The following is a 20,581-nucleotide window of genomic DNA, read 5'->3' as shown; positions in this document are numbered from 1 at the left end:
ATCGGTGAGCTGGGGTCGTTCCTGGCCCGGGAGGCGGCCGCCGCGGCGGAGCAGCCGGGCCCGGCTCCCGTCGCCTACCCGATGCAGGCACCGGCCACCAACGGCACGACACCCCTCCCGGCCGCGAACTGAACCCGCGCACCGGTGGGGTCTCCTACCGACGTCGAGTACTGGGCCCGGGGCAGCGGGCGCAGAACGCGGGGCGGGGCCGGGAGGGCTGGGTCAAGCAGTACGAGCGCCGCCACCAGCTCGGGCATCCGGGCGGCGAGCCGGATGCAGACCAGTCCGCCCATCGAGTTGCGGTTCTCGGACGTCGCCTCGCCTGCTGGTGGAGGCCACCAGCTCGGTGGCCGCGACCCGCAGCTTGACGTTGTGACGCTGGGACGACGCGCGTAGCACCGCGAAGGCCTCGTCGGGACTGCAGTGCTGTCGCTCGATGACGATGCCGATCGCCTGGCCGATCGTTGTGTGCCTCTCCCGATGGCTGATCGTGCTCAGGCATCGGACCGGTCGCGGAGCAGCGTGAGGCGTTCGGCCTCGGTCAGTGCGCCCCAGACACCGTAGGGCTCGCGCACCCTCAGTGCGTGGTTGCGGCACTGTCCGATCACCGGACAGCCGAGACACACCTGCTTCGCGCGGTCCTCGCGCGCGGCACGCGCGCCACCACGCTCGTGCTCGGGATGGAAGAACATCGAGCTGTCGAGGTCGCGGCATGCGCCTCGCGTCTGCCAGTCCCACAGTTCGGTGACCGGTGCGGGAAGCCTGCGGGTGTCGGCCACGTCGGGCACCACCTTCACGAGGGGTTCGGAGGATCCGATCAACCGCAGGTGACGCCTTCGCCATGACGACAGGATCGGGAACGACATGGGGGCCATCCAGGTGATCGCAGAGGCGATACACCGGGGGCCGGGGCGTAAAGGCTGGGACCGTTGACGTCCCAGGCTCGCTCACCGTAGACGCGGACCGCAGTTCGCACCGGACCTATACGTCACCTCCCCCGGGGATCAGTTGGCACCGACCGGGGGTCCTTCGCCTCTGCTCGTCGTCAGCCACCCGGCTGATGCTGGTGGTCGCCGGAGACGAAACGGGTGGTCGCGGCCGCCGGGTCGCATCGTCGAGGCGATGGCGGTCCCGTGCAGCGCGTCACCCGGGTTCGGCGGAAGGCTGAAGCGTTGCCCCTGACCCCCGGTGACGGCGCGCGGCGAGAACGCCGTGTGACAGATCGACACTGAGGACACGGCCATGTCAGGACGAACAGCGCCCGACGCAGCGACACAGACACTGCTGGCGCCCATCACCAGGGGACCCGGCCTGCTGGCCGCGTGGTGCCCGTGCGAGACCCCGTCCAGCCCGCCACCGGCCGGCGAGATCCTCGTTCGTCGGGTCGCTGCGCTCGCTGTCTGCCGACACCGCGTGCACCTCTGATGTCGTTCACCCGGCAGGAGCCGGCCATCGACGACTGGCGACACCGCGCCGGGTGTCGTGAGGAGGATCCGGAGTTGTTCTTCCCGATCGGGGTCAGCGGCCCGGCGCGTGCCCAGATCGAGGAGGCCATGACGGTGTGCTCCCGCTGCCCGGTGAGCGGATCCTGCCTGAACTGGGCGCTGTCCGCAGGCGAGGACGTCGGGGTCTGGGGCGGGCTGGACGAGGAGCAGCGCCGTGCTCTGCGCGTGGGAGCGGTGAGGTCACGACGGCCGAACGTGCCACGCGTCCCGGCCCCGGGCAGGCGATCGTGAAGCGGCGCAGCGTTACGCGGGCCGCGGCCGCGGCGGCCGCTCTGGTGCTGGTCGCGGTCGGTGTGATCGGTCTGGTCGTGGCGCCGTCGCAGTTGCTGTGTTCGGTCGTGCTCGGTGCGATCCTCGGAGGCGGGGTACATCTGCGGAATCTGGAACGGGGAGCAGGCCGATCTGTCCCGACGCCCGTGCTGTGCGACTCGGTCGTGCTCGCCGGACTGGCCACGGTCGGGGTCTGCGCCGTGGTCACGGGGATGGTGCTCGTGCTCGGCACCGTGAGCGGTCCGGTGATCATCGTGCTGGCCCTCGCGATCGGGCCATGGCTGTGGTGCCGGATCCGGCGCCCTGTCCGGCCGGTGACGGCGGTCCGGGACGAGCAGATCGGGCAGGAACCGGCGGCCGGCGGGGCGGAGCCCGGACCCCGTGTCGCCGCTGCGGATCTGTCGGTCGCCGAGCTGTGCCTGGCGTGGCGGCGCAGCTATCTGGTCCTCATCGCGACGCCGTACGGCCCCGGACACGCCGAGGTCGTGAGCCGGCGCCGGGAGCTGCTCGACGAACTGGAGAGTCGTGACCACGCGGGGTTCGGTCGCTGGATCGACACCGGGGCGAGGGCCGCGAGCGATCCGGGCCGCTACCTGAGCAGCGACCGATGAGCGCCGACACGGACCACCGCCCGCTCCGGGGCGCCCCGGTCGAGCGGCCTCTGCCGGTCGCGGTGCTGCGCCGGACGATCCGGCTGCACGGCCGGGAGGTCACGTTCCTGGAGGCGGGTGCGGAGCGCGGCGGGCCGGTTGTGGCGTTGCTGCACGGCCTGGCCAGCAGCTCCGCGACCTGGACGCGGACCGTGGAGCTGCTGGGCGCCCACGCCCACGTGATCGCGCCCGACCTGCTCGGGCACAGCCGCTCGGCGAAATCCCCGTCGGGCGACTACTCGTTGGGCGCCTACGCGGCGGGGCTGCGGGACCTGCTCGTCACACTCGGCCTGGACGGGGCGACGATCGTCGGGCACTCGTTCGGTGGCGGTGTCGCGATGCAGTTCGCCTACCAGTTCCCCGAGCTGGTGCGGCTCACCCGGCTGCTCCTCCCGCTGGTGCCGGCGGTGTCCGTGTCGGAGCTCGACGGCCTGATGGGCGCCTTCACCTCCTTCGCCGACCACGGGGCCCGGGGCGCGTTCGCGCAGACCGTGCGGGGGACCCTGAACTGGTCGGGCCAGCGGCTCGACGGCACCGAGCGGCTCTACCTGCTGCGCGAGATACCGGTGCTGCTCGTCGGCGGAGCCCGCGACGCGATCATCCCGGTCGCGCACACCGCACGGCCTGCTGCCGGGCAGCCGGCTCGAGGTCTTCGACGACGCCGGGCACGTCCCGCACACCGAGCAGCCGCTGCGGTTCGCCCGGGTGCTGGCCGACTTCCTCGCCACCACCGCGCCCGCACACGCCGATCTGCAGTCGCTGCGACGGCAGCCGGCCGACACGCGGCCGGTGCCGGCATGACGCCCGGGATCCCGGCCGGGATGAACGCCTGGACGGTCGGCGAGCCGGGCCCGATCGAGACCGGTCCGTTGGTCTACGGGCGCAGGCCGGTCCCGCGGCCGGGGCCCGACGAGCTGCTCCTGCGCGTGTGGGCGTGCGGCGTCTGCCGGACCGACCTGCACGTGAGCGAGGGCGACCTGCCCGTTCACCGGGCGCACGTGACGCCGGGCCACGAGGTCGTCGGCGACGTCGTCGGCCTCGGGACCGACGTCGCGGCCTTCGCACCCGGTGACCTGGTCGGGATGGCCTGGCTGCGCCGGACCTGCGGCACGTGCGTCTACTGCCTGCGCGGCGCGGAGAACCTGTGCCCGTCCTCGCAGTACAACGGCTGGGACGCCGACGGTGACTACGCCGAGTACGTCACCGTCCCCGCCGCGTTCGCCTACCGCCTGCCCGCGGCCTTCGCGGACCCGGGTATGGCGGTGCTGCTGTGCGCCGGGATCATCGGCTACCGCGCGCTGGTGCGGGCCGGGCTGCCCACGGGTGGGCGGCTCGGGCTCTACGGCTTCGGGGGCAGCGCCCACCTCTGCGCCCAGCTCACGCTGGCCCAGGGGGCCACGGTCCACGTGACCGACACGCCGCCGCTGGACTACGAGCACGAGCTGTTCTACGAGAAGGAGATCCGCAGCGTCACCGCCAACACCCGTCGTGACGGCGTCGAGTTCCTCGACCTCGCCGCCCGGTACGGCCTGCGGCCCACGAGGCACCGCTACCCGCTCGCGGGCGCCCAGCAGGCGCTGCAGGACCTCAAGGCCGGCCGTTTCGACGGTGCGGCGGTACTCGTCGGGCCCCCCGAGCCGTGACAGCCGGTACCCGGGCGCGGGTGCCCCGGCCGGATGGTTCCCGCGGCGGATCCGCCGCCCTGGGCGTCGCGGTGGTGGAGGCCGCGGCCCTCCCGGCCGACGACGTCCTGGTGCGGCTCGACAGCAGGGCCGCCGGACTGGGTGCCGAGGAAGCCGGACGTCGGCTGGCAGTGCAGGGCCCCAACGCGGTACGCACCCACCATCCGCAACCCTGGCGGATCCTGGGGCGGCAGTTGCGCAGCCCGGTGCTGATCCTGCTCGCGGTGACCGCGACCGTCTCGTTCTTCCTGGGCCAGCGCACCGACACCGTGGTCATCGGCGTCATCCTCGTGGCCAGCGTCGGGTTGGGGTTCGTCAACGAGTACCGGGCCGCGCGCGCCACCGATGCGCTGCACTCGCGGGTCACGCACCGGGCCGTGGTCGTGCGGAGCGCACACCCGAACGAGGTCGACGTAACGGAGCTGGTCCCCGGCGACGTCGTGCGGCTCCGACTCGGCGAGGTCGTCCCGGCGGACCTGCGGCTGCTATCGGTCACCGGTCTGGAGTGCGACGAGAGCGTGCTCACCGGTGAGTCGCTCCCGGCGGGCAAGGCGATCGGGCCCGTTGCGGCCGGATCGGCGCTGGGGGACCTGAGCTCGTGCGCGTTCATGGGCACCGTCGTGCACGCCGGCAGCGGTACCGGTGTGGTCGTGGCGACCGGCGCGGACGCGGAGTTCGGGCGGATCGCGGTCGGCCTGGGGGAGCGCCAGCTCGAGACCGACTTCCAGACCGGGCTGCGGCGGTTCTCCGTGCTCCTGCTGCAGGTCGCCGTCGCGCTGACCGGTCTCATCCTGGTCGCGAACCTGGTGCTCCAGCGGCCCCTGATCGAGTCGATCCTGTTCTCCCTGGCCATCGCGGTCGGGATCACCCCGCAACTGCTGCCGGCCGTGGTGAGCACCGGGCTCGCCACCGGTTCCCGGAAGCTCGCGCAGCGGAAGGTGCTGGTCAAGCGCCTGGTGTGCATCGAGGACCTCGGCGACATGGACGTCCTCGTCACCGACAAGACCGGCACCCTGACCGAGGGCCGGATCACCTTCACCGCCGCCCTCGACCCCACCGGCGCCTCCTCGTCGGGCGTCCTGCAGCTCGGCCTGCTCTCGACCGAGACCGATCCGGCGGTCGCCGGGTTCCCCGCCGACGCCGTCGGCGGGAACCCGCTGGACGCGGCCCTGTGGAGCACGCCGGCCGCGGGCGGCGCCACCGCGGGCTACACCCGGAGCGGCCTGTTGCCCTTCGACCACGAGCGACGCATGACCTCGGCCGTGGTGACCGGGCCCGGCGGTGACGCACGGCTGGTGGTCAAGGGGGCACCCGAGGCGGTCCTCGGCCGGTGCGTGGACGTCCCGCCCGCCGCCGCGGCCACCCTGGCCGCGCAGTTCGCCGACGGCAGCCGGGTGGTGGCCGTCGCCACCCGTGCGGCGGCGGGGCTGACCGTCCCGACCCCCGCTGACGAGCGGGACCTGACCCTCGCCGGGTTCCTCGTCTTCCTCGACCGCCCCAAGACGGCCGCCGCAGCCTCCCTGCGTCGTCTCGCGGCGCTCGGGATCACCGTCAAGGTCTGCACCGGCGACAACCCGCTGGTCGCGGAGAAGGTCTGCGCCGACCTCGGGCTCGACACCGGTGGCACCCTCACCGGCGCCGAGATCGACCCGATGGACGACGACGCGCTCATCGCCGCAGCGGCGGTGACGACGATCTTCGCCCGCGTCAGTCCCGAACAGAAGGCCCGGCTGGTGAGGTTGCTGCGCCACAGCGGGCGGGCGATCGGGTTCCTCGGTGACGGCGTCAACGACGCGCTGGCCCTGCACGCGGCGGACATCGGGATCAGCGTGGACTCGGCCACCGACGTCGCGAAGGACGCCGCCGATGTCGTCCTGCTCGAGAAGGACCTCGGGGTGCTCGCCGACGGCGTCAGCGAGGGCCGGCGGATCTTCGCCAACACGATCAAGTACGTGCTGATGGGCACCAGCAGCAACTTCGGGAACATGTTCAGCGCCGCGGCCGCCTCGGCGGTGCTGCCGTTCCTGCCGATGCTGCCCGGCCAGATCCTGCTCAACAACCTGCTCTACGACGCCGGGCAGCTCACCATCCCGACCGACCGGGTGGACGAGGAGCAACTGCGTGCCCCGTCACACTGGGACCTCGGCTTCATCCGCCGCTTCATGGTGTTCTTCGGCCCGATCAGCAGCGTGTTCGACTTCCTCACCTTCGCCCTGATGCTCGGCGTCTTCCACGCCGGACCGGACCTGTTCCGGGCCGGCTGGTTCGCCGAGTCCCTCGCCACCCAGACGCTGGTGATCTTCGCGATCCGAACCCGGCGCAGCCCCTTCACGCGCAGCCGCCCGAGCACGCCGCTGCTTGTCGCCGCTCTGGCCACGGTCGCGGCCGGGGTCGCCCTGCCGCTGTCGCCGCTGGCGGGAGTGCTGGGTTTCGCGCCGCTGCCGCTGGGGTTCTTCCTCGCCCTGGTCGGCATGGTCGTCGCCTACCTGGTGCTGATCGAGCTGGCGAAGCGCCTCTTCTTCGCCGAACCGGACGGGCACCTGCCGTTCGTGCGCCGCCGGGGCCACCGGCACCGCGTGGACCGGCGGGCCGCACGGTTCAGCGTCAGCGCCTGACGACGTCGGCAACGAGTGCCTACACGACGGTCGAGAGCAGCACCGTCAGCCCGAGACCCATCACCGAGATCAGGGTCTCCATCACCGACCAGGTCTTGATCGTCTCCCACACGGTCATCCCGAAGTACTCCTTGACCAGCCAGAAGCCGGCGTCGTTGACGTGGGAGAAGAACAGCGAGCCGGCGCCCACCGCGAGCACAACGAGGGCCAGTTGGGCCGGTGGGAGGCCCGCCGCGAGCGGTGCGACGATGCCGGCCGCAGTCACGGTGGCCACCGTCGCCGACCCGGTCGCCACCCGGATCAGGACCGCGACCATCCAGCCGAGCACCAGGGCCGAGAGGCTGGCCGCCACGGCGATCTTGCCGACGGCCGTGCCCGTGCCCCCGTCGACGAGCACCTGCTTGAAGCCGCCACCGGCGCCGACGATCAGCAGGACCCCGACGATCGGGAGCAGGCTGGCTCCGATGCTCTTCTGCAGCGCCGCGGCGGTGAAGCCGACGGCGGTGCCGAACGTGATCATGGCCAGGAGCACGGCGATGAGCAGCGCGACCACGGGGTCGCCGACGAACCCGAGCACCATGTAGGCGGGGGTGCCCGGCGCGATCCACAGGTCGGCGGCCGCCCGCGCGAGCATGAGCACCACCGGGGACAGCACCGTGGCCAGCGTCCATCCGAAGGCCGGGACGCGGCGTGCCGGCGCGTCCGGTGTGGCTCCGGCGGCCTGCGCTCCCGGGCCGGATCCACCGGTCGGTTCCGCGGGGGCCGGTCCGGCGAAGGCGAGCGCGGCGCCGGCCGCGCCGATGGGCACCCACCGTGCGGCGAGGCGGCCGAACAGCGGCCCGCACACCGCGACGGTCGGGAGGGCGACGACCAGACCGAGCGCGAGCGTGATGCCGATGTCGGCGTGCAGGATCCCGATCGCCGCGACGGGACCGGGGTGGGGCGGGATGAACCCGTGCAGCACCGACAGCCCGGCCAGTGCGGGGATCCCGAGCAGCATGGCGCGCCCGCCGGAGCGCCGCACCGCGAGCATGACGACCGGCACCAGCAGCACGAGGCCGACCTCGAAGAACATCGGGATGCCGATGATCACCGCGATCAGGGCCATCTTCCACGGCAGCGTGGCCGGTCGGCCGCGCAGCAGTGTGTCGACGATCCGGTCCGCGCCGCCGGAGTCGCCGAGCAGCTTGCCGAGCATGGCTCCCAGTGCGATGAGCACCCCGACGTAGCCGAGCACCCCGCCGACGCCGGTCTCGAACGAGGTCGTGACCGTCGTGAGGCTGATCCCGGAGAAGATGCCCACCAGCAGCGAGCTGATCGTCAGGGCGAGGAAGGCGTGCAGCTTCACCCAGACGATCAGCACCACGACCAGTGCGATGCCGACGGCGGCGACGACGAGCACCTGGGTGTCGTGCGCGGCCCATGGCTGGTGCATCTGGTCGGTGACGGTGTCGAGTGAGTTGCCGCTCATGAAGGTGCTCCGTCGGTGCTCGGTGCCGGATCCAGCTGATCGACGATGTGCTGGACGATCACCTCGGGGGCGGGGCCGATGTCCACCCGGATGACGGGCTCGTCGGACGTGGGTTCCTCGAGGCTGTCGAACTGGCTCTGCAGGAGGCCGGGGGGCATGAAGTGGCCGTGGCGCACCGCGAGCCGGGCGGCGATGGTCGTCTGGTCGCCCGCGAGGTACACGAAGACGACGCCGCGGTGGCGACGGTCGAGGACGTCGCGGTAGGAGCGCTTGAGGGCGGAGCAGGTGATGACGCCGTTGCGGCCCGCGTCGAGTTGCCCCTCGAGCCAGGCGGCCACCTTCGCGAGCCACGGCTCGCGGTCGGTGTCGGTGAGGGGATGTCCGGCGCGCATCTTCTCGACGTTGGACTGCGGATGCAGGGAGTCGCCCTCCTCGAAGGCCCAGCCCTCACGACCGGCCAGCAGGGCCGCGACCGTCGACTTCCCGCATCCTGACACGCCCATGACCACCAGCACCCGTGCACTCATCGCCCGCTCCTCGTCGCCCGCGACGTCCCGTCCAGGGACGTGGGAGCCGACCGAGGTCAGGAGCCGGTGAGATCACACGCACCTTAGACCCGTGGCCGGTCGCTCCCGAGGGCCTCCGGGCCCGCCAGGTAAGGCCATTGGGCCCTTCACGGCCTCCACGCAGGGCGGGCAGGCGGGTCACGACGGATCCGGGGACCTTCAGCACTGTCGCCCGGCCCGTTCCGCGGAGAGGGTCGGACGATGACCTCGACACCGAGCGGACCGGACGCGGACCTGAAGAGCGCCGTCGTCCAGGAGCTGGAATGGACCCCGGGTGTCGACAGCACCCACATCGGTGTGAGCGTCGACGGGGGAGCCGTGACGCTGTCGGGCGAGGTCGCCACCTACCCGGAGAAGCTGCTCGCGGCCAACGCCGTGCAGCGCGTGCACGGCGTCACCGCGATCGCGCAGGAGATCACGGTGCGCGTCACCGGCGGTACCAACGACAGCGACATCGCCCGGGAGGCCGGCGAGGCGCTCAGGCGTGCGGTCGATGTGCCGGAGTCCGTGCAGGCCTCGGTGCACGACCACGTCGTGACCCTGTCCGGCGGGGTGGACTCGCGCCACCAGTGGGTGGCCGCGGAACGCACCGTCCACCGCACCAGGGGCGTCACCGGGGTGCTCAACCTCGTCAGGATCCGGCCGGTCGCGATGGCATCCGGGGTGGAGGCGGCGATCACGGCCGCGTTCGTGCGCCACGCCCGGATCGACAGCCGGGACGTCACCGTGACCACCGCCGCCGGCGGGCTGGTCACCCTCGAGGGGACGGTGCGGTCCTGGGCCGAGTCCCAGGACGCCGAGGAGGCCTGCTGGGCCGCAGCCGGCGTCACTGAGGTCTCCAACCGTCTGCTGATCGAGTACGGCGTCAGCGACGGTCTGGAGATCGAGTACTGAGCGCGGTGGCTTCAGCGTCGCGGCCACCGACGGCCCCCGCATGCGGGACGTTCAACCCCTGCTCCGCGGGTCCGATCGGGCGTTGAGTCGGCGCTGAGTCACTTGCCGTGAAAGGGAATGACATGCAGTCCATCCCATCCGGCCGGCCCGGCAGCATCGTCGAGGTCGCCCCGCGCTACGAGACCTCGTCCACGACGGGCATGTGCTACTCGACGCCACAGACCCGATCACCACGGTCGTCCTCGTCACCCGCGACAGCGCGGTCGTCCACCCCGCCGTGCTGACCCTCATCCAAGGCCGCGAGCGTCATCGTGGTCAAGCGGTCGCTCGGCCACGGTTACGCGGGTGTCGACAACGAGCTCTACACCGACCCGAAGACGGCGATGCTGTTCGGCGACGCCAAGGCGGAGCTGGGCGCGCTGCTGGCCGGCCTGCACTCCTACGTGTGACCGCACATCCCGCAGTACAGACTACGAACGAGGAGCAGCACATGGCCACGGTTGTCGTGGGAGTCGACGGTTCGGACGGCGCGCAGGACGCCCTGCGGTTCGCCGTGGAGGAGGCGCGGCTGCGCGGCGCCGTCGTGCGCGCCGTCATGACCTGGGATGTCGAGACGCTGGCCTACACCGCAGGGGCGTGGGGGCCGATGGTCGATCCGACAGGGGTCGAGGAGAGTACCCGGGCCGCACTGGACGCGGCGGTGGACAAGGCCGAGGCGGACGGTGCCGCGACCATCGAGCGGGTGGTGGCCAACGGTCCGCCCGCGCGGATACTGGTCGAGCAGGCCCGCGGGGCCGACATGCTCGTCGTCGGCTCCCGGGGCCACGGCGGCTTCGCCGGGCTCCTGCTCGGATCGGTCAGCCAGCAGTGCGCCCAGCACGCGCCGTGCCCGGTCACGATCGTCCGCTAGGGCCTCTGCAACGGCCTCACGTCGCCGAGGCCGTGAGGCCCTTGAGCTGCGGCTGCGTCGACCATCCGACGGTGGGTCTTGCCGGTGCCGGGCGGGCCGGTGAGCAGGACGTTGGTGGCCGAGTCGAGGTAGCGACAGCTGGCCAGATGGGTGACCAGCGCGCAGTTGCTGGTAGAGCTGTGCCTTCCTGCAGGCCGCGCTGGCCAGGGTGCTTGCGCAGCGCCGCGCACCTGATCGTGGATATCGCCGCGCTCACGTTCTGCAGCGCCCGCGGGCCAACTGTGCTGGGTCGCGCGGGCAATACCGCCCGGGGATACGGCAAGACGTCCCTGGCCAACGCGCTCGGGCTCGTCGCGGTCGTCGCCGCCACTCGAGACAGTTGGGCGTTTGACGCCGGCTCACGGGTGGGCGGGTGATGGGATGCGCTCAGGCGGTCCTTGCGCGCGGGCTGATCGCACTCTCTGCCCGGGTAGGTCTTGTTCGGGCCAGCCGAGGAGCTTCGCGCCGAGCACGGCCGCGTTGATGGCGAAGCGCTGTGCGGGGTCGGTGGGGTCGTGTCCGGTGAGGGTCTTGATTCGGTCGAGGCGGTAGGTGACCGCGCGGACGGACAGGTGCAGGCGGCGCGCGGTCTCGGTGGTGATGCTGCCAGTGGCGAAGTAGGTGTCCAGGGTGGCCAGGAGCGGTTCGGCGCCACCGCGGGCGTGGACCAGCTCGCCGAGGACGGACTGGACGAGGTCGGTGATCGCGGGCTGATCACGCAGCAGCACCCGGTAGATCAGCAGCTGCTCGGCGTGGATCAGCGGGGTGTCGAGGTGTAACCGGACTGCCATGGTGAGTCCTTCGCGAGCCTCCTCGTAGGAGCGGGCGATCCCGTAGGAGCCGGGGTAGGGCCGTCCGACGGTGACCCGCCAGGGCCGACCGCGGGCGGAGCGGCTGAGCGCGGCGAGCATCAGACCGCCGAGGGTGTTGCGTGCGCCTCGTGGTCCGGGCAGGTCGGTGTCGAGGGGCGCGACGACGACGATCAAGCCGTCCTTGGTGGCGACCAGGACGTCACGGTCGCCGACCCGGTGTACGACGGCGTGTTCGAGCGAGCTGATCGCCGCGGTGGCCTCGTCGAGGCGGCCGGTCGGCTCGGCGAGCGCGACCTGGTGAGGGCGGGCCATGTCCAGTCCGAACGGCTCTGCCCGTTCCACGAGCCTGCCCACGTCGCCGTCGCCGCGCAGCAGGTCCTCGATGAACTCGTGGCGCAGCGTCTCTTCCCAGCGGACAGCCTGGCGGCGGGCTTCGGTGTGTCCCTCGGCCAGGCTTGCGACGGCGTCGTCGACCGCGCGCAGAACAGCGGCCGCGGCGATCCGCACGGCTTCGTTGTCGCGGGAGCGGATCACCACGGGGAGCTGTTGCCAGAGTCGGCGGGCGGCTGAGAGGTAGAGCTGCACCGCGGTGCCCGCGGACACGCCCAGCTCGGCGGCCCTCTTGCCGAGCTGGCCCACGGCCTCGAGCTCGGCGGGATGCGGCTCACGGCCGGACGTGGCGGCGTCGGCCAGTAGCAGCAGGTAGTCGCCGAGCAGCTCCACCGGGGCGCCGGCGTCCCGGCTGGCGGCCTCGGCCACCTCGTTGAGCCAGGCGAGGTCCATGTCCTGCGGGTCGGCGCGTGCGGGTAGCTGATTGCTGCTGTGTGGCACGTTCACAGCTCCGTTCTGCTGCTGGCATCGGGTCGCTGTGGTAACGGGTCCGCCGGGAGGGGGCGCCGATTTCCCGACATCCGCTCCCGGGCCGTGACGGTCGGATCGATCGCGTGCAGACTCGGGTGCTTCGGCGGGGTGGACACGCTCACGAGCCGATCCCGTGGTGCGCCTTGGTGGGCGGCTGCGCTTCCGCTGCGCAGCCGTGGTGGACGACCGCGATCGGGCAGCGGGCGTGGTTCAGGACGGTCTGGCTGACCGAGCGCAGGACCGTGCCCAGGATATGCCCTCGGCCGCGCGATCCGACGACAAGGAGAGCGGCGCCGCGCGACTCGCCGATCAAGGTCTGGATCGGGTCGCCGCACACGAGCCTGGTGGCGACCGGTACGGCGGGGTATTCCTCGCGCCACCGGGCGAGTGCCTTCTCCACCGCTCTGCGTGCAGAGTTCTCGGCCACCGACGGGCGAGCGGAGACGCCCTCGAAGTCGGCCGGCGGGTCCGGGGTCCAGGCGTGCACCGCGACGAGGGGGATCCCGCGTTGCCAGGCCGCCCGGAAGGCGAACCCGATGGCGGGCACGCAGGACGGCGTCCGGTCCACGCCCACGACGACGCGGGCGACCGAGCGGGGCGCCGACCCGGTGTCGCAGGTGCCGTCGGTCGGGCGGATGACGACGACGGGACAGGCCGCGTGCGTGGCGACATGGACGGACACCGACCCGGCCAGCAGGCCGCGCAGCCCCGATCGACCGTGACTACCGACGACCAGCAGCCGGGCACCCTGGGCTTCACCGAGCAGCCCGCGTACTGGGGACCCCCGCGTCAGCCGGGTCGACACGGCGATGTCGGAGGCCACCGACCGCGCCCGGGCCACCGCGTCCCGCACCAGCAGCTCGGACGCGGCACGCACCGGGAGGAAGTCATCGACCTGGGCGACGAACCCGTAGGGGTCCGCGGGCAGCGGTGGCCGGAAAGCGTGCACGATCCGCAGCTGCGCGCCGCGGGTCGCGGCCTCGGCGGCCGCCCAGTCCACCGCATCGCCCGCGGTGCTGTCGTCGACGCCCACGACGACGACCTCCTGCTCGTCCCGGCGGCTCATCTGCCGGCGGCCGCGGCGGCCGCCGCTGTCTCCATCGACGGGGTGCCAGCCGCCACGCTTCGCTGCTCGTCTGCAGCGGACTCGCCGCTCTCATCGCCGGGCTGTGCGCTCGTGACGGGTCCGTTCGGCGCAACGGCGTATGCGTCCGCGGCCGTCTCGACCGTGTGGGTCCGTGCCGAAGTCGTGGTCGGGGCCCCTGCCGTGTCGGCGGGTGTGGCACGTTCGAGGAAGCGGAGGAGCTCGACGGGGAAGGGCAGCACCAGGGTGGAGTTCTTCTCCGCGGCCACCTCGACCACGGTCTGCAGCAGCCGTAGTTGCAGCGCGGCGGGGTGTTCGGCCATCACCTCGGCGGCCTGGGCGAGTTTGGTGGAGGCCTGCAGTTCACCGTCGGCGGTAATGACGCGGGAGCGCCGTTCGCGTTCGGCCTCGGCTTGCCGGGACATGGAGCGTTTCATCGATTCGGGTAGGGCTACGTCCTTGATTTCGACGCGGTCGATGTGCACGCCCCAGCCCAGGGCGGGGCTGTCGATCATGAGTTCGAGGCCTTGGTTGAGGTGTTCGCGGTTGGACAGCAGGTCGTCGAGGTCGCTCTTGCCGATGATGGAGCGCAGCGACGCCTGCGCGACCTGGCCGATGGCGTGGATGTAGTTCTGCACGTCGACGACGACCTTCACCGGATCGACGACCCGGAAGTAGACGACCGCGTCGACGCGGACGGTGACGTTGTCACGGGTGATGCCGTCCTGCGCCGGGACCGGCATCGTGACGATCTGCATGTTGACCTTGTGCAGGCGATCCATGATCGGCGCGATCAACGCCAGGCCGGGCCCGCGGGTCTCGGTGCGTACCTGTCCGAACCGCAGGACAACGCCCCGTTCGAACTGCTGCACGACCCGGACACTGGCCCCGGCCGCGATCAGGCCCAACGCCAGCACGACGACCAGGACATACAGGATGATCATTTCGCCCTCCGGCGCTCGGTGCGGGTGGGGTCGGTCGGCGATCCTCGGCGATCGACGTCGTATCCGGCTCTCCGGCGTGGCCAGCTCATGGCGACTGTCGGCTGGTCTCAATGGAGTGGCGCCACGCCATCCAGATGAGCCCGGTCACGGTGGCGAACGCCAGCGCGCCCGCCAGCGACCCGACGATCAGCATCAGCGTGGTGAGCAGGGCCGCGACGGCGATCGCAACGGCGGCGCCGGTCTGGTGGGGCCGGCGCGACAGTCGCGTCTGGCGTTCCTGGAAGGAGCGGGCGAAGGCGGGGTCCTCGGCCATGCAGTGGCGCTCGACCTCGTCCAGTGTCTTCCGATCGTGATCGCTGAGCACGACCCACCTCCTCGAGACGGTTCTCCGACCGGACATCTCGATGCCGGACAACGGCAAGTCTATCGTAGAACGATATAGCTGGGAAGCGGCGCCGCTCCGGGTGACGTGGTGTCATGTCGCATATGAGTGCGGCGGACGGGCAGGCGGATGCGGTACCTCTGACGAAGCAGGATTTCGAGGCGTTGGCCCGGTTCCGCTTCGGGATCCGTCGTTACCTTCGCTTCAGTGAGGAGACGGTGCGCGGCCAGGGCCTCACCCCGCAGCAGTACCAGCTGCTTCTCGCGCTGAAGGGGTTCCCGGAGCGGGAGTGGGCGACGGTGCGGGAACTGGCCGAGCGGCTGCAGTTGCGCCACCACAGCGTGGTCGAACTGGTCAACCGGGCCCAGAAGCAGGGCCTGGTCCAACGGGCCGCCCATCCGGGCGATGCGCGCGCGGTACGGGTGCTGCTGACCGAGGACGGCGATCAGATCCTCGCTCGGCTCAGCGCGCTGCACCGCGATGAGCTCCGTCGCATGGACCTGGCCCTGACTCTCCCCAGATGGCACGACGACTGGAGCGAATCGTCTTCGGCGCCATGAGGCGACCCGGACAGGCCGGCTTGGTCCACCCGAGGAGCAACTGCGCGGCGGGACGGGGGTGCCCGCCCGGCCGGGCGGGCCCGCATCGTGGACGGTACCCAGGACAACCTCCCTCCTGGACAGGGCATGCGGGACGCGCTCTGCCTGCGGTTCGCATGCCCGCACCGTGTCGACGATGCCCGGGGACACGGCGCTGGTAGGCCGCGTGGTCGGTCGGAGTCGGTCGGGCGCACGTCGGTGGCCGCGCGGTCGGGCACCCGTGTGGTGTCCCCGTCGTGGCGTAGGCATGCGAGACACGTCGTGGTCATGGGCACCGCGGTGAGCACCCCGATATCGATGGCCTCGCCGCACATGTGGCACTCGCCGTAGACGCCGGTCTCCATCCTGCGCAGGGACAACTCGATGTCGGCCAACGCCCGCCGAGCGCCGGCGGTCACGATCTCCTCGACCTCCAGGAGGGCCCGCGCGGCTGATTCGGCGTCCGTGCGGCTCGGGTCGGTCGCCGTTGGTCGAGGAATCGACTGCGCCACCTCCCGCTGCGCCCCCTTCCGCTGGACTGCCCCGAGCCGGGCTGCCTCGAGCTGAGCCAGTTGCTCGATCCGGAAGTCGCGCTGAACGTGCAGGGCGCGCCGCAGCGAGGACAACCGCGGGGTGAGGTCGAGGCGGTGCGTGGCGATCCGGTCATGTGATCGAGTCATCGAGAACTCCATGTCGGTGAAGCGGCAGCGGTGAGCGTGCGGCCCGTCGGCCGGTCCCTGCTTCGGCGTGCGGCGGTGCGGTGGGGGCGGCTTGCGCGGGGCATCGCCGGAGGACGCTGCATTGCCGCGGGGGCTTCGTGCCGCCACCCGGATCGGGCCGGCGTCGACGATGGCGTCATGTGCGGCGCGGCCGTCGCCAGTTCCGGTAGGGGACCGCGGCCACCATCGTGACGGTCATGGTGTCGCCTCCGGGGAGTGGGTAGGCGCGTTGTTGCCCCGGGGCGGCGCCACACAGCGCCGCGCCCAGGGGTGATCGCGACGAGCAGACCGGCAGGAGGCCGGAGGTGGCGTCCTCGTGGTCGGCCATCAGGAAGGTCTCGGTAAGATCATCGGCCTCGTAGCGCACGGTCAGGACCATGCCGGGTTCGGCGATGCCGTCATCGGGTGGCTCGCGCCCGGCGGCCGCGGTGCGAAGGAGCTCCTGCAGCTTCCGGATCCTGGCCGGGCGTCGCTCGAGGTCGTGGTTCCCTTGGTGCGAGCCGGTGTTGCGCCGCACGAGCAGGAGCGCGAGCTCGATGCGGGCGCGGTCGTGGGTCTCCCCGGACAGCCAGGTGTCTGGAGCGTCTGTTGGCATCGGTGTTCTCCTGTCGTGCGGGTTCGGGGTGATACGCGAGAGGGGGCGGTGGATCTCATCCCGCCCTTCCGAGCCGGACGGAGCGCAGCTCGATGCGGACGGGGAGCTGCACCGCAGCGTGGCGCACCCCGGCGGGTACGGAGCCGCCGTCGGCCTCCAGTTCCGGGCTCACGGGGCTCGGAGCCCATCCAGGCGCCGCGTCAGCTCGTTGTCGGCGCGACCTGGGTGGTGGGGCCGAACGCAGCAGCGCGGCCGCCGAGCGGCAGACACCGGCGTCGGCCTGATCAGGCAGAGCCGACGGATGCGTCGTCATAGGTTGCCTCCTGACCGGCGGAATGCGGTGAAACGTGGGCCCAAGGGTGCCGCTGGGTGGCCGGCGACAGGGGTGGCCGGCGGTAGAAGCAGCGGCCGCGGGCCGGATGCGCAGCGGCGTGCCGCGCCTGGCCACACCCCGAGCCTGCCTTGTCACACCCTCGGCAACATCGGCCGGCGTCGGCCGAGATGTGCTGCTCCTTCTTGCCGACGCCCGGCAACATGTGTTCACGAGGTGGTCGCCGACGCCGGCGTTCGAGGCTCTGGCCGGTCGGTGACGGGCGGACACCGCCGGGGTCGACGGGCGGCCGGCCTGACGATCCGGCGCGCCTGCCGAACGCCGAGGAGGGCCGCCGGTTGCCGGATGTCGGCAATGCGGGCGGGGCAAGGTTGGCCGCCCGGCGGCGCCGAAGAGGCTTACGGTCGAGTCCCGGGCGAGGCGGCCGGTGACCCGCTCCGCCGGCGCTCAGCCCGGCGGGGCGGCGGCAGGGCGCCGCGTGATCGGTGATCCGGTCGTGGAGCCGGGTGAGGAGGCGCGTGGTCGGGCCGCACGATTCGAGGTACTCGGTCCGGTGGGTCTACGGCCTGACCAGGTCGGCCTCGTTGTTGTTCGCGGCGCTGGCCTTCGTGACCGCGGTGCCGTGGTGTCATCAGGACGAGGATCGGCAGGGGTCGTGACGTCGTCGACATCGCCGCCGCGCACACCACGAAATCGATGATCCGCCCGAGCCCCGGTCGGTCGCTTCGGGCCGATCTCACGGGGCCGCCGCAGCCAGCGGAGCGAGGTGTGTCGTGGTGGGCGATGAGGTGGTAGCCGCCGAGCTGGTCTGGGAGAACGAAGGCAGTCGCCTCGCGTCCGCGCTGAACTCGCCACCACCACCGTCACACCCGACGCAGGTGCGGATCGGCCGCCTCTACGACGCGGCGGCCCCGCTCGACGGCATCCGGCTCCGGCCCCGCGGCATGACCGAGAACCCGTTCGGTGCTCGGATCACGGGATGTCGGCATCGCTGTGCTGCCGCGATCGCGTGTGCCCATCGATCGGACCCGGCCTGGGCCCGTCGATCGCGCGGGCACGACCTCAAGCTGGCTTCTCGACGATGAGGGCCAGGAACTCGTCGCGGAAGTACTTGACAGCGCTGGTGATCGGGCTTGTCGCGCCGTCACCGAGCGCACAGAACGCGCGACCGAGGATGTTGTCGCAGACATCGAGCAGCGTCTCGATGTCGGTCTCGGTGCCGTTCCCGGCAACCATCCGCTGCAGGATCAGCTCCAGCCAATAGGTGCCCTCGCGGCACGGAGTGCACTTGCCGCAGGACTCGTGCTTATAGAACTCGGTCCATTTCATCACCGCCCATGGGACGCTCACCGTCTCGTTGAAGATCATCAGTGCGGTGGTGCCGAGCATCGAGCCGGCGGCGGTAGCGCCTTCGAAGTCCAGTGGGACGTCGAGGTGTTCCGCGGTGAACAGCGGTGTCGACGAGCCTCCGGGTGTCCAGAACTTCAGCGGGACGCCGTCCTTCATCCCGCCTGCGAGCTCCAGCAGTTCTCGTAGCGTGGTACCGAGCGGGGCCTCGTACTGGCCGGGGCGCTCGACGTGCCCGGACATGGAGTAGATCTTCGGTCCGGGGCTCCGCTCGGTCCCCATGCTGCGGAACCATTCCGCACCGCCCAGCACGATCGCGGGCACGCTGGCGATCGTCTCCACGTTGTTGACCACGGTCGGTGCCGCGTAGAGGCCCGATGTGGCGGGGAACGGGGGCTTGAGCCGGGGCGCCCCGCTGCGGCCCTCGAGCGAGTTGAGCAGCGCGGTCTCCTCGCCGCAGATGTAGGCGCCGGCGCCGGCGTGTACGACGATGTCGAGGTCGAATCCGGACCCGAGGATGTCGCGGCCGAGGTAGCCTGCCGTGTAGGCCTGCGCCACCGCGTGGCGCACTCGGCGGATGCAGTGCAGCGCTTCACCGCGGACGTAGATCGCACAGAAGTTGGCGCGAATCGCGTAGCTGGCAATGATCGAACCTTCGATCAAGGAATGAGGGTCGGCCAGCATCTGCGGGATGTCCTTGCAGGTGCCCGGTTCGCTCTCGTCGGCGTTGACCACCAGGTACTTGGGCTTCGCCCCAGCACCGGCGGCGCCTTGGGGAATGAAGGCCCACTTCATGCCTGTCGGGAACCCGGCGCCGCCGCGGCCGCGCAACCCGGAGTCCTTGATCAGCTCGATGAGCTGGTCGGGGTGGGCGGTCAGCGCTTGGCGCAGCGCCTGGTAGCCCTGCAGCTGCTCGTAGGCTTCGATCGACCAGGAGCGCGGCGAGGCCCAGCGCCGGGTGAGCACCGGGGTGAGCGGATCCGGGGTCATCGACCGTTGTCCGGACGATCAGACACGACGAGCGGCTGCGATCTCCGGGTGGGACGGCGCGGGCGCGCCCTTCCGATGATCACGATGTGCTCCGGTGCGTCCCGCGGTTGAAATCGCGCGGTCCCGCCGAGAGGTTGCCGCCCTCGTTCTCCCAGGCCAGTTCCGCCGGGGGCGCCGAGACCGACGGGGGCAACCACGAATCATCCCTGGTCAACGGGGCGTCGTTGTGTCCGGAGTCCCCGTTCGTCATGGCGTGGGGCTCGGTCGTGTCACAGGTGACCGGCCGACGGTGAGCAGAACGGCCGAGTCTTCGAGCGCGTCGAGACTGTGCCGGGCCTCGGGCACGACGAGGAGATCCCCCGGGGAACCCTCCCACCCCTGGTCACCGGCGTTAAGACGGACCCGTCCATGCAGCACGTGCACGGTGGCCTCGCCCGGGCTGTCGTGCTCATCGAGCCCGTGACCCGCGGCCAGCGCGATGACGGTCTGGCGGAGCACATGTTCATGGCCGCCGAACACAGTGTGCGCGCTGCGGCCGCTGGATTCCTGACGTGCGATCTTCAGCTGCTCACGGGCGAGAGCGGTGAGCGAGGACTTCTCCATCAGTGCACCTTTCCGAGGTTGTGTGCGGTCATCGGCTGCCTCCGAGCTGTCGGGGTGCTGCTGGTCGCGTCCCGGGCGGGCGGCGCCCTCGCGGGCCCGAGGGCGGATGGGAATCGAAAGCCAGGTTGCGCACTCGGTGGCTCATCGAGGTGCCACCCCGTGATGGGGGGCGTGTCGAGGCCGGGGGAGAACTGTTCCCCGGAGATGGCCGCCTTCGTTCTCCCACATGGCCACGGCCGGATCCCGGTTCGGCGGGACGGGCATCGGTGGCTCGGCCGGCGTCTGGGACAGGGTCTGGGCCGGGGTCGGGGCGCTCGCCCTGCTCGGCCGCGGTCATGATCGCTGCCGACCTCTGCGGTGGCGGCGCGCGCGCAGGTTCGCCAGCGCCCCGTCCAGCAGCGCGTCGCACTCGGCTTCGGTGCGTCTTTCCATGAGGTGGGCGAGCGGGCTCTTGAAGGGCCGTGTTCGGACGGGTTGGGGTGGGTGGGTCCGGTCCCGCCCGGCCGGGAGGCCGCAGTGCCGGCACTCCCATGTGGTGGGGACCTCGGCGGCGCCGGACCAGGACCGCGTCGTGTGATGGCCGTTGAGGCACCAGTAGGTCACCTCGCAGTGCAACCGGGCGACGTCGCCGGACCGCGCCCGTGCGGGCTGGATCATCGAACAGACCTCCTCAGGCCCGATGGGATACGGACGTTGATGTACAGCCGAGGCGAGCTTCAGGGACTCGAGCAGC

Annotated in this window: 21 protein-coding genes and 1 pseudogene; 9 read left to right on the top strand and 13 right to left on the bottom strand. The window is 71.6% G+C overall.

Translation table 11 applies throughout. From position 1 onward, the window contains the following. Positions 1-222: 222 nt before the first annotated feature. Both BGP03_RS32840 and BGP03_RS32835 read right to left on the bottom strand, forming a co-directional pair. Entirely contained in the window at positions 223-597 is a 375-nt protein-coding gene (locus BGP03_RS32840) for an ANTAR domain-containing protein (protein ID WP_298798100.1), read from the bottom strand. Next, on the bottom strand, positions 495-779 hold the full coding sequence (locus tag BGP03_RS32835; RefSeq protein WP_296366552.1) for a WhiB family transcriptional regulator: 285 nt from the start codon (positions 777-779) through the stop codon (positions 495-497). Before BGP03_RS32835 ends, BGP03_RS32840 begins: the two co-directional genes overlap by 103 nt. 645 nt (positions 780-1,424) lie before the next feature. Between BGP03_RS32835 and BGP03_RS32830 the strand changes: the two genes are divergently transcribed. From BGP03_RS32830 to mgtA, 4 genes are read left to right on the top strand one after another with little or no spacing between them, the layout of a single operon-like run. Then, entirely contained in the window at positions 1,425-1,736 is a 312-nt protein-coding gene (locus tag BGP03_RS32830) for a WhiB family transcriptional regulator (protein ID WP_298798097.1), read from the top strand. Continuing rightward, positions 1,733-2,386 (top strand): hypothetical protein, encoded by a 654-nt coding sequence (locus BGP03_RS32825; RefSeq protein WP_298798095.1) that lies wholly within the window; start codon positions 1,733-1,735, stop codon positions 2,384-2,386. Before BGP03_RS32830 ends, BGP03_RS32825 begins: the two co-directional genes overlap by 4 nt. Then, the gene (locus BGP03_RS36155) at positions 2,383-4,068 is read left to right on the top strand and encodes a zinc-binding alcohol dehydrogenase family protein (RefSeq protein WP_363094931.1); all 1,686 of its coding nucleotides are present in this window, start codon (positions 2,383-2,385) and stop codon (positions 4,066-4,068) included. The genes BGP03_RS32825 and BGP03_RS36155 overlap by 4 nt, the downstream gene beginning before the upstream one ends. 20 nt (positions 4,069-4,088) lie before the next feature. Beyond that, a complete protein-coding gene (gene mgtA, locus BGP03_RS32810) occupies positions 4,089-6,722 on the top strand; it encodes a magnesium-translocating P-type ATPase (RefSeq protein WP_299738644.1) in 2,634 nt (877 codons plus the stop codon). 19 nt (positions 6,723-6,741) lie between these two features. Here mgtA and BGP03_RS32805 read toward each other — a convergent pair whose 3' ends face one another. Both BGP03_RS32805 and BGP03_RS32800 read right to left on the bottom strand, forming a co-directional pair. Beyond that, a complete protein-coding gene (locus BGP03_RS32805) occupies positions 6,742-8,193 on the bottom strand; it encodes a gluconate:H+ symporter (RefSeq protein ID WP_296366542.1) in 1,452 nt (483 codons plus the stop codon). Continuing rightward, positions 8,190-8,720: a gluconokinase gene (locus BGP03_RS32800; RefSeq protein ID WP_298798091.1), complete on the bottom strand. Its 531-nt coding sequence runs from the start codon at positions 8,718-8,720 to the stop codon at positions 8,190-8,192. Before BGP03_RS32800 ends, BGP03_RS32805 begins: the two co-directional genes overlap by 4 nt. Before the next feature lie 240 nt (positions 8,721-8,960). Between BGP03_RS32800 and BGP03_RS32795 the strand changes: the two genes are divergently transcribed. The 3 genes from BGP03_RS32795 (at position 8,961) to BGP03_RS32785 (ending at position 10,563) form a co-directional block, all read left to right on the top strand. Beyond that, positions 8,961-9,653: a BON domain-containing protein gene (locus BGP03_RS32795; protein ID WP_298798089.1), complete on the top strand. Its 693-nt coding sequence runs from the start codon at positions 8,961-8,963 to the stop codon at positions 9,651-9,653. A gap of 311 nt (positions 9,654-9,964) precedes the next feature. Further along, on the top strand, positions 9,965-10,102 hold the full coding sequence (locus tag BGP03_RS32790) for an NAD(P)(+) transhydrogenase (Re/Si-specific) subunit beta (RefSeq protein ID WP_296366536.1): 138 nt from the start codon (positions 9,965-9,967) through the stop codon (positions 10,100-10,102). Between the two features lie 41 nt (positions 10,103-10,143). Next, positions 10,144-10,563: a universal stress protein gene (locus BGP03_RS32785; RefSeq protein ID WP_296366534.1), complete on the top strand. Its 420-nt coding sequence runs from the start codon at positions 10,144-10,146 to the stop codon at positions 10,561-10,563. Between the two features lie 71 nt (positions 10,564-10,634). On the opposite strand, the pseudogene BGP03_RS32780 reads toward BGP03_RS32785, so the two are convergent. From BGP03_RS32780 to BGP03_RS32760, 5 genes and pseudogenes are all read right to left on the bottom strand, one after another. Further along, positions 10,635-10,739: pseudogene (locus BGP03_RS32780) on the bottom strand (ATP-binding protein); the annotation flags it as partial. Positions 10,740-10,961: 222 nt separating this feature from the next. Beyond that, the gene (locus BGP03_RS32775; RefSeq protein ID WP_298798087.1) at positions 10,962-12,251 is read right to left on the bottom strand and encodes a helix-turn-helix domain-containing protein; all 1,290 of its coding nucleotides are present in this window, start codon (positions 12,249-12,251) and stop codon (positions 10,962-10,964) included. Between the two features lie 142 nt (positions 12,252-12,393). After that, positions 12,394-13,341: a universal stress protein gene (locus BGP03_RS32770; protein WP_296366527.1), complete on the bottom strand. Its 948-nt coding sequence runs from the start codon at positions 13,339-13,341 to the stop codon at positions 12,394-12,396. Then, entirely contained in the window at positions 13,338-14,303 is a 966-nt protein-coding gene (locus BGP03_RS32765; RefSeq protein ID WP_296366526.1) for a slipin family protein, read from the bottom strand. The genes BGP03_RS32770 and BGP03_RS32765 overlap by 4 nt, the downstream gene beginning before the upstream one ends. Positions 14,304-14,388: 85 nt before the next feature. Then, positions 14,389-14,667, bottom strand: coding sequence for a DUF3040 domain-containing protein (locus BGP03_RS32760; protein ID WP_296366525.1), 279 nt, complete (start codon positions 14,665-14,667; stop codon positions 14,389-14,391). A 122-nt stretch (positions 14,668-14,789) separates the two neighbouring features. On the opposite strand from BGP03_RS32760, the gene BGP03_RS32755 reads away from it, so the two are divergent. After that, positions 14,790-15,245, top strand: coding sequence for a helix-turn-helix domain-containing protein (locus tag BGP03_RS32755; protein ID WP_298798084.1), 456 nt, complete (start codon positions 14,790-14,792; stop codon positions 15,243-15,245). An 873-nt stretch (positions 15,246-16,118) separates the two neighbouring features. On the opposite strand, the gene BGP03_RS32750 is transcribed toward BGP03_RS32755, so the two are convergent. After that, the gene (locus BGP03_RS32750) at positions 16,119-16,577 is read right to left on the bottom strand and encodes a GreA/GreB family elongation factor (RefSeq protein WP_296366523.1); all 459 of its coding nucleotides are present in this window, start codon (positions 16,575-16,577) and stop codon (positions 16,119-16,121) included. Between the two features lie 1,107 nt (positions 16,578-17,684). Between BGP03_RS32750 and BGP03_RS32745 the strand changes: the two genes are divergently transcribed. Then, complete coding sequence (locus tag BGP03_RS32745) at positions 17,685-17,993, top strand: hypothetical protein (protein WP_298798081.1); 309 nt, start codon at positions 17,685-17,687, stop codon at positions 17,991-17,993. Here BGP03_RS32745 and nuoF read toward each other — a convergent pair. From nuoF to BGP03_RS36150, 3 genes are all read right to left on the bottom strand, one after another. After that, positions 17,971-19,245 carry an NADH-quinone oxidoreductase subunit NuoF gene (gene nuoF / locus BGP03_RS32740; protein WP_298798079.1) on the bottom strand — a complete coding sequence of 425 codons (1,275 nt, stop codon included), beginning with the start codon at positions 19,243-19,245 and terminating at the stop codon, positions 17,971-17,973. The genes BGP03_RS32745 and nuoF overlap by 23 nt on opposite strands. A 246-nt stretch (positions 19,246-19,491) precedes the next feature. Further along, a complete protein-coding gene (locus BGP03_RS32735; protein ID WP_296366521.1) occupies positions 19,492-19,848 on the bottom strand; it encodes a cupin domain-containing protein in 357 nt (118 codons plus the stop codon). A 333-nt stretch (positions 19,849-20,181) separates the two neighbouring features. Further along, complete coding sequence (locus BGP03_RS36150; RefSeq protein WP_298798077.1) at positions 20,182-20,505, bottom strand: RNA polymerase-binding protein RbpA; 324 nt, start codon at positions 20,503-20,505, stop codon at positions 20,182-20,184. Positions 20,506-20,581 lie beyond the last annotated feature (76 nt).

The organism is Pseudonocardia sp. 73-21 (assembly GCF_001899645.1).
Classification (GTDB): domain Bacteria; phylum Actinomycetota; class Actinomycetes; order Mycobacteriales; family Pseudonocardiaceae; genus Pseudonocardia.
This window is presented reverse-complemented; position numbering and strand designations above follow the sequence as displayed.

What these genes read in the sequence shown, in the direction of transcription:
- BGP03_RS32830 (WP_298798097.1), top strand. Translation starts at nt 1,425, where the DNA reads ATGTCGTTCACCCGGCAGGAGCCGGCCATCGACGACTGGCGACACCGC.
- BGP03_RS36155 (WP_363094931.1), top strand. Translation starts at nt 2,383, where the DNA reads ATGAGCGCCGACACGGACCACCGCCCGCTCCGGGGCGCCCCGGTCGAG.
- BGP03_RS32805 (WP_296366542.1), bottom strand. Translation starts at nt 8,193, where the DNA reads ATGAGCGGCAACTCACTCGACACCGTCACCGACCAGATGCACCAGCCA.
- BGP03_RS32800 (WP_298798091.1), bottom strand. Translation starts at nt 8,720, where the DNA reads ATGAGTGCACGGGTGCTGGTGGTCATGGGCGTGTCAGGATGCGGGAAG.
- BGP03_RS32795 (WP_298798089.1), top strand. Translation starts at nt 8,961, where the DNA reads ATGACCTCGACACCGAGCGGACCGGACGCGGACCTGAAGAGCGCCGTC.
- BGP03_RS32785 (WP_296366534.1), top strand. Translation starts at nt 10,144, where the DNA reads ATGGCCACGGTTGTCGTGGGAGTCGACGGTTCGGACGGCGCGCAGGAC.
- BGP03_RS32770 (WP_296366527.1), bottom strand. Translation starts at nt 13,341, where the DNA reads ATGAGCCGCCGGGACGAGCAGGAGGTCGTCGTCGTGGGCGTCGACGAC.
- BGP03_RS32765 (WP_296366526.1), bottom strand. Translation starts at nt 14,303, where the DNA reads ATGATCATCCTGTATGTCCTGGTCGTCGTGCTGGCGTTGGGCCTGATC.
- BGP03_RS32755 (WP_298798084.1), top strand. Translation starts at nt 14,790, where the DNA reads ATGAGTGCGGCGGACGGGCAGGCGGATGCGGTACCTCTGACGAAGCAG.
- BGP03_RS32750 (WP_296366523.1), bottom strand. Translation starts at nt 16,577, where the DNA reads ATGCCAACAGACGCTCCAGACACCTGGCTGTCCGGGGAGACCCACGAC.
- nuoF (WP_298798079.1), bottom strand. Translation starts at nt 19,245, where the DNA reads ATGACCCCGGATCCGCTCACCCCGGTGCTCACCCGGCGCTGGGCCTCG.
- BGP03_RS32735 (WP_296366521.1), bottom strand. Translation starts at nt 19,848, where the DNA reads ATGGAGAAGTCCTCGCTCACCGCTCTCGCCCGTGAGCAGCTGAAGATC.
- BGP03_RS36150 (WP_298798077.1), bottom strand. Translation starts at nt 20,505, where the DNA reads ATGATCCAGCCCGCACGGGCGCGGTCCGGCGACGTCGCCCGGTTGCAC.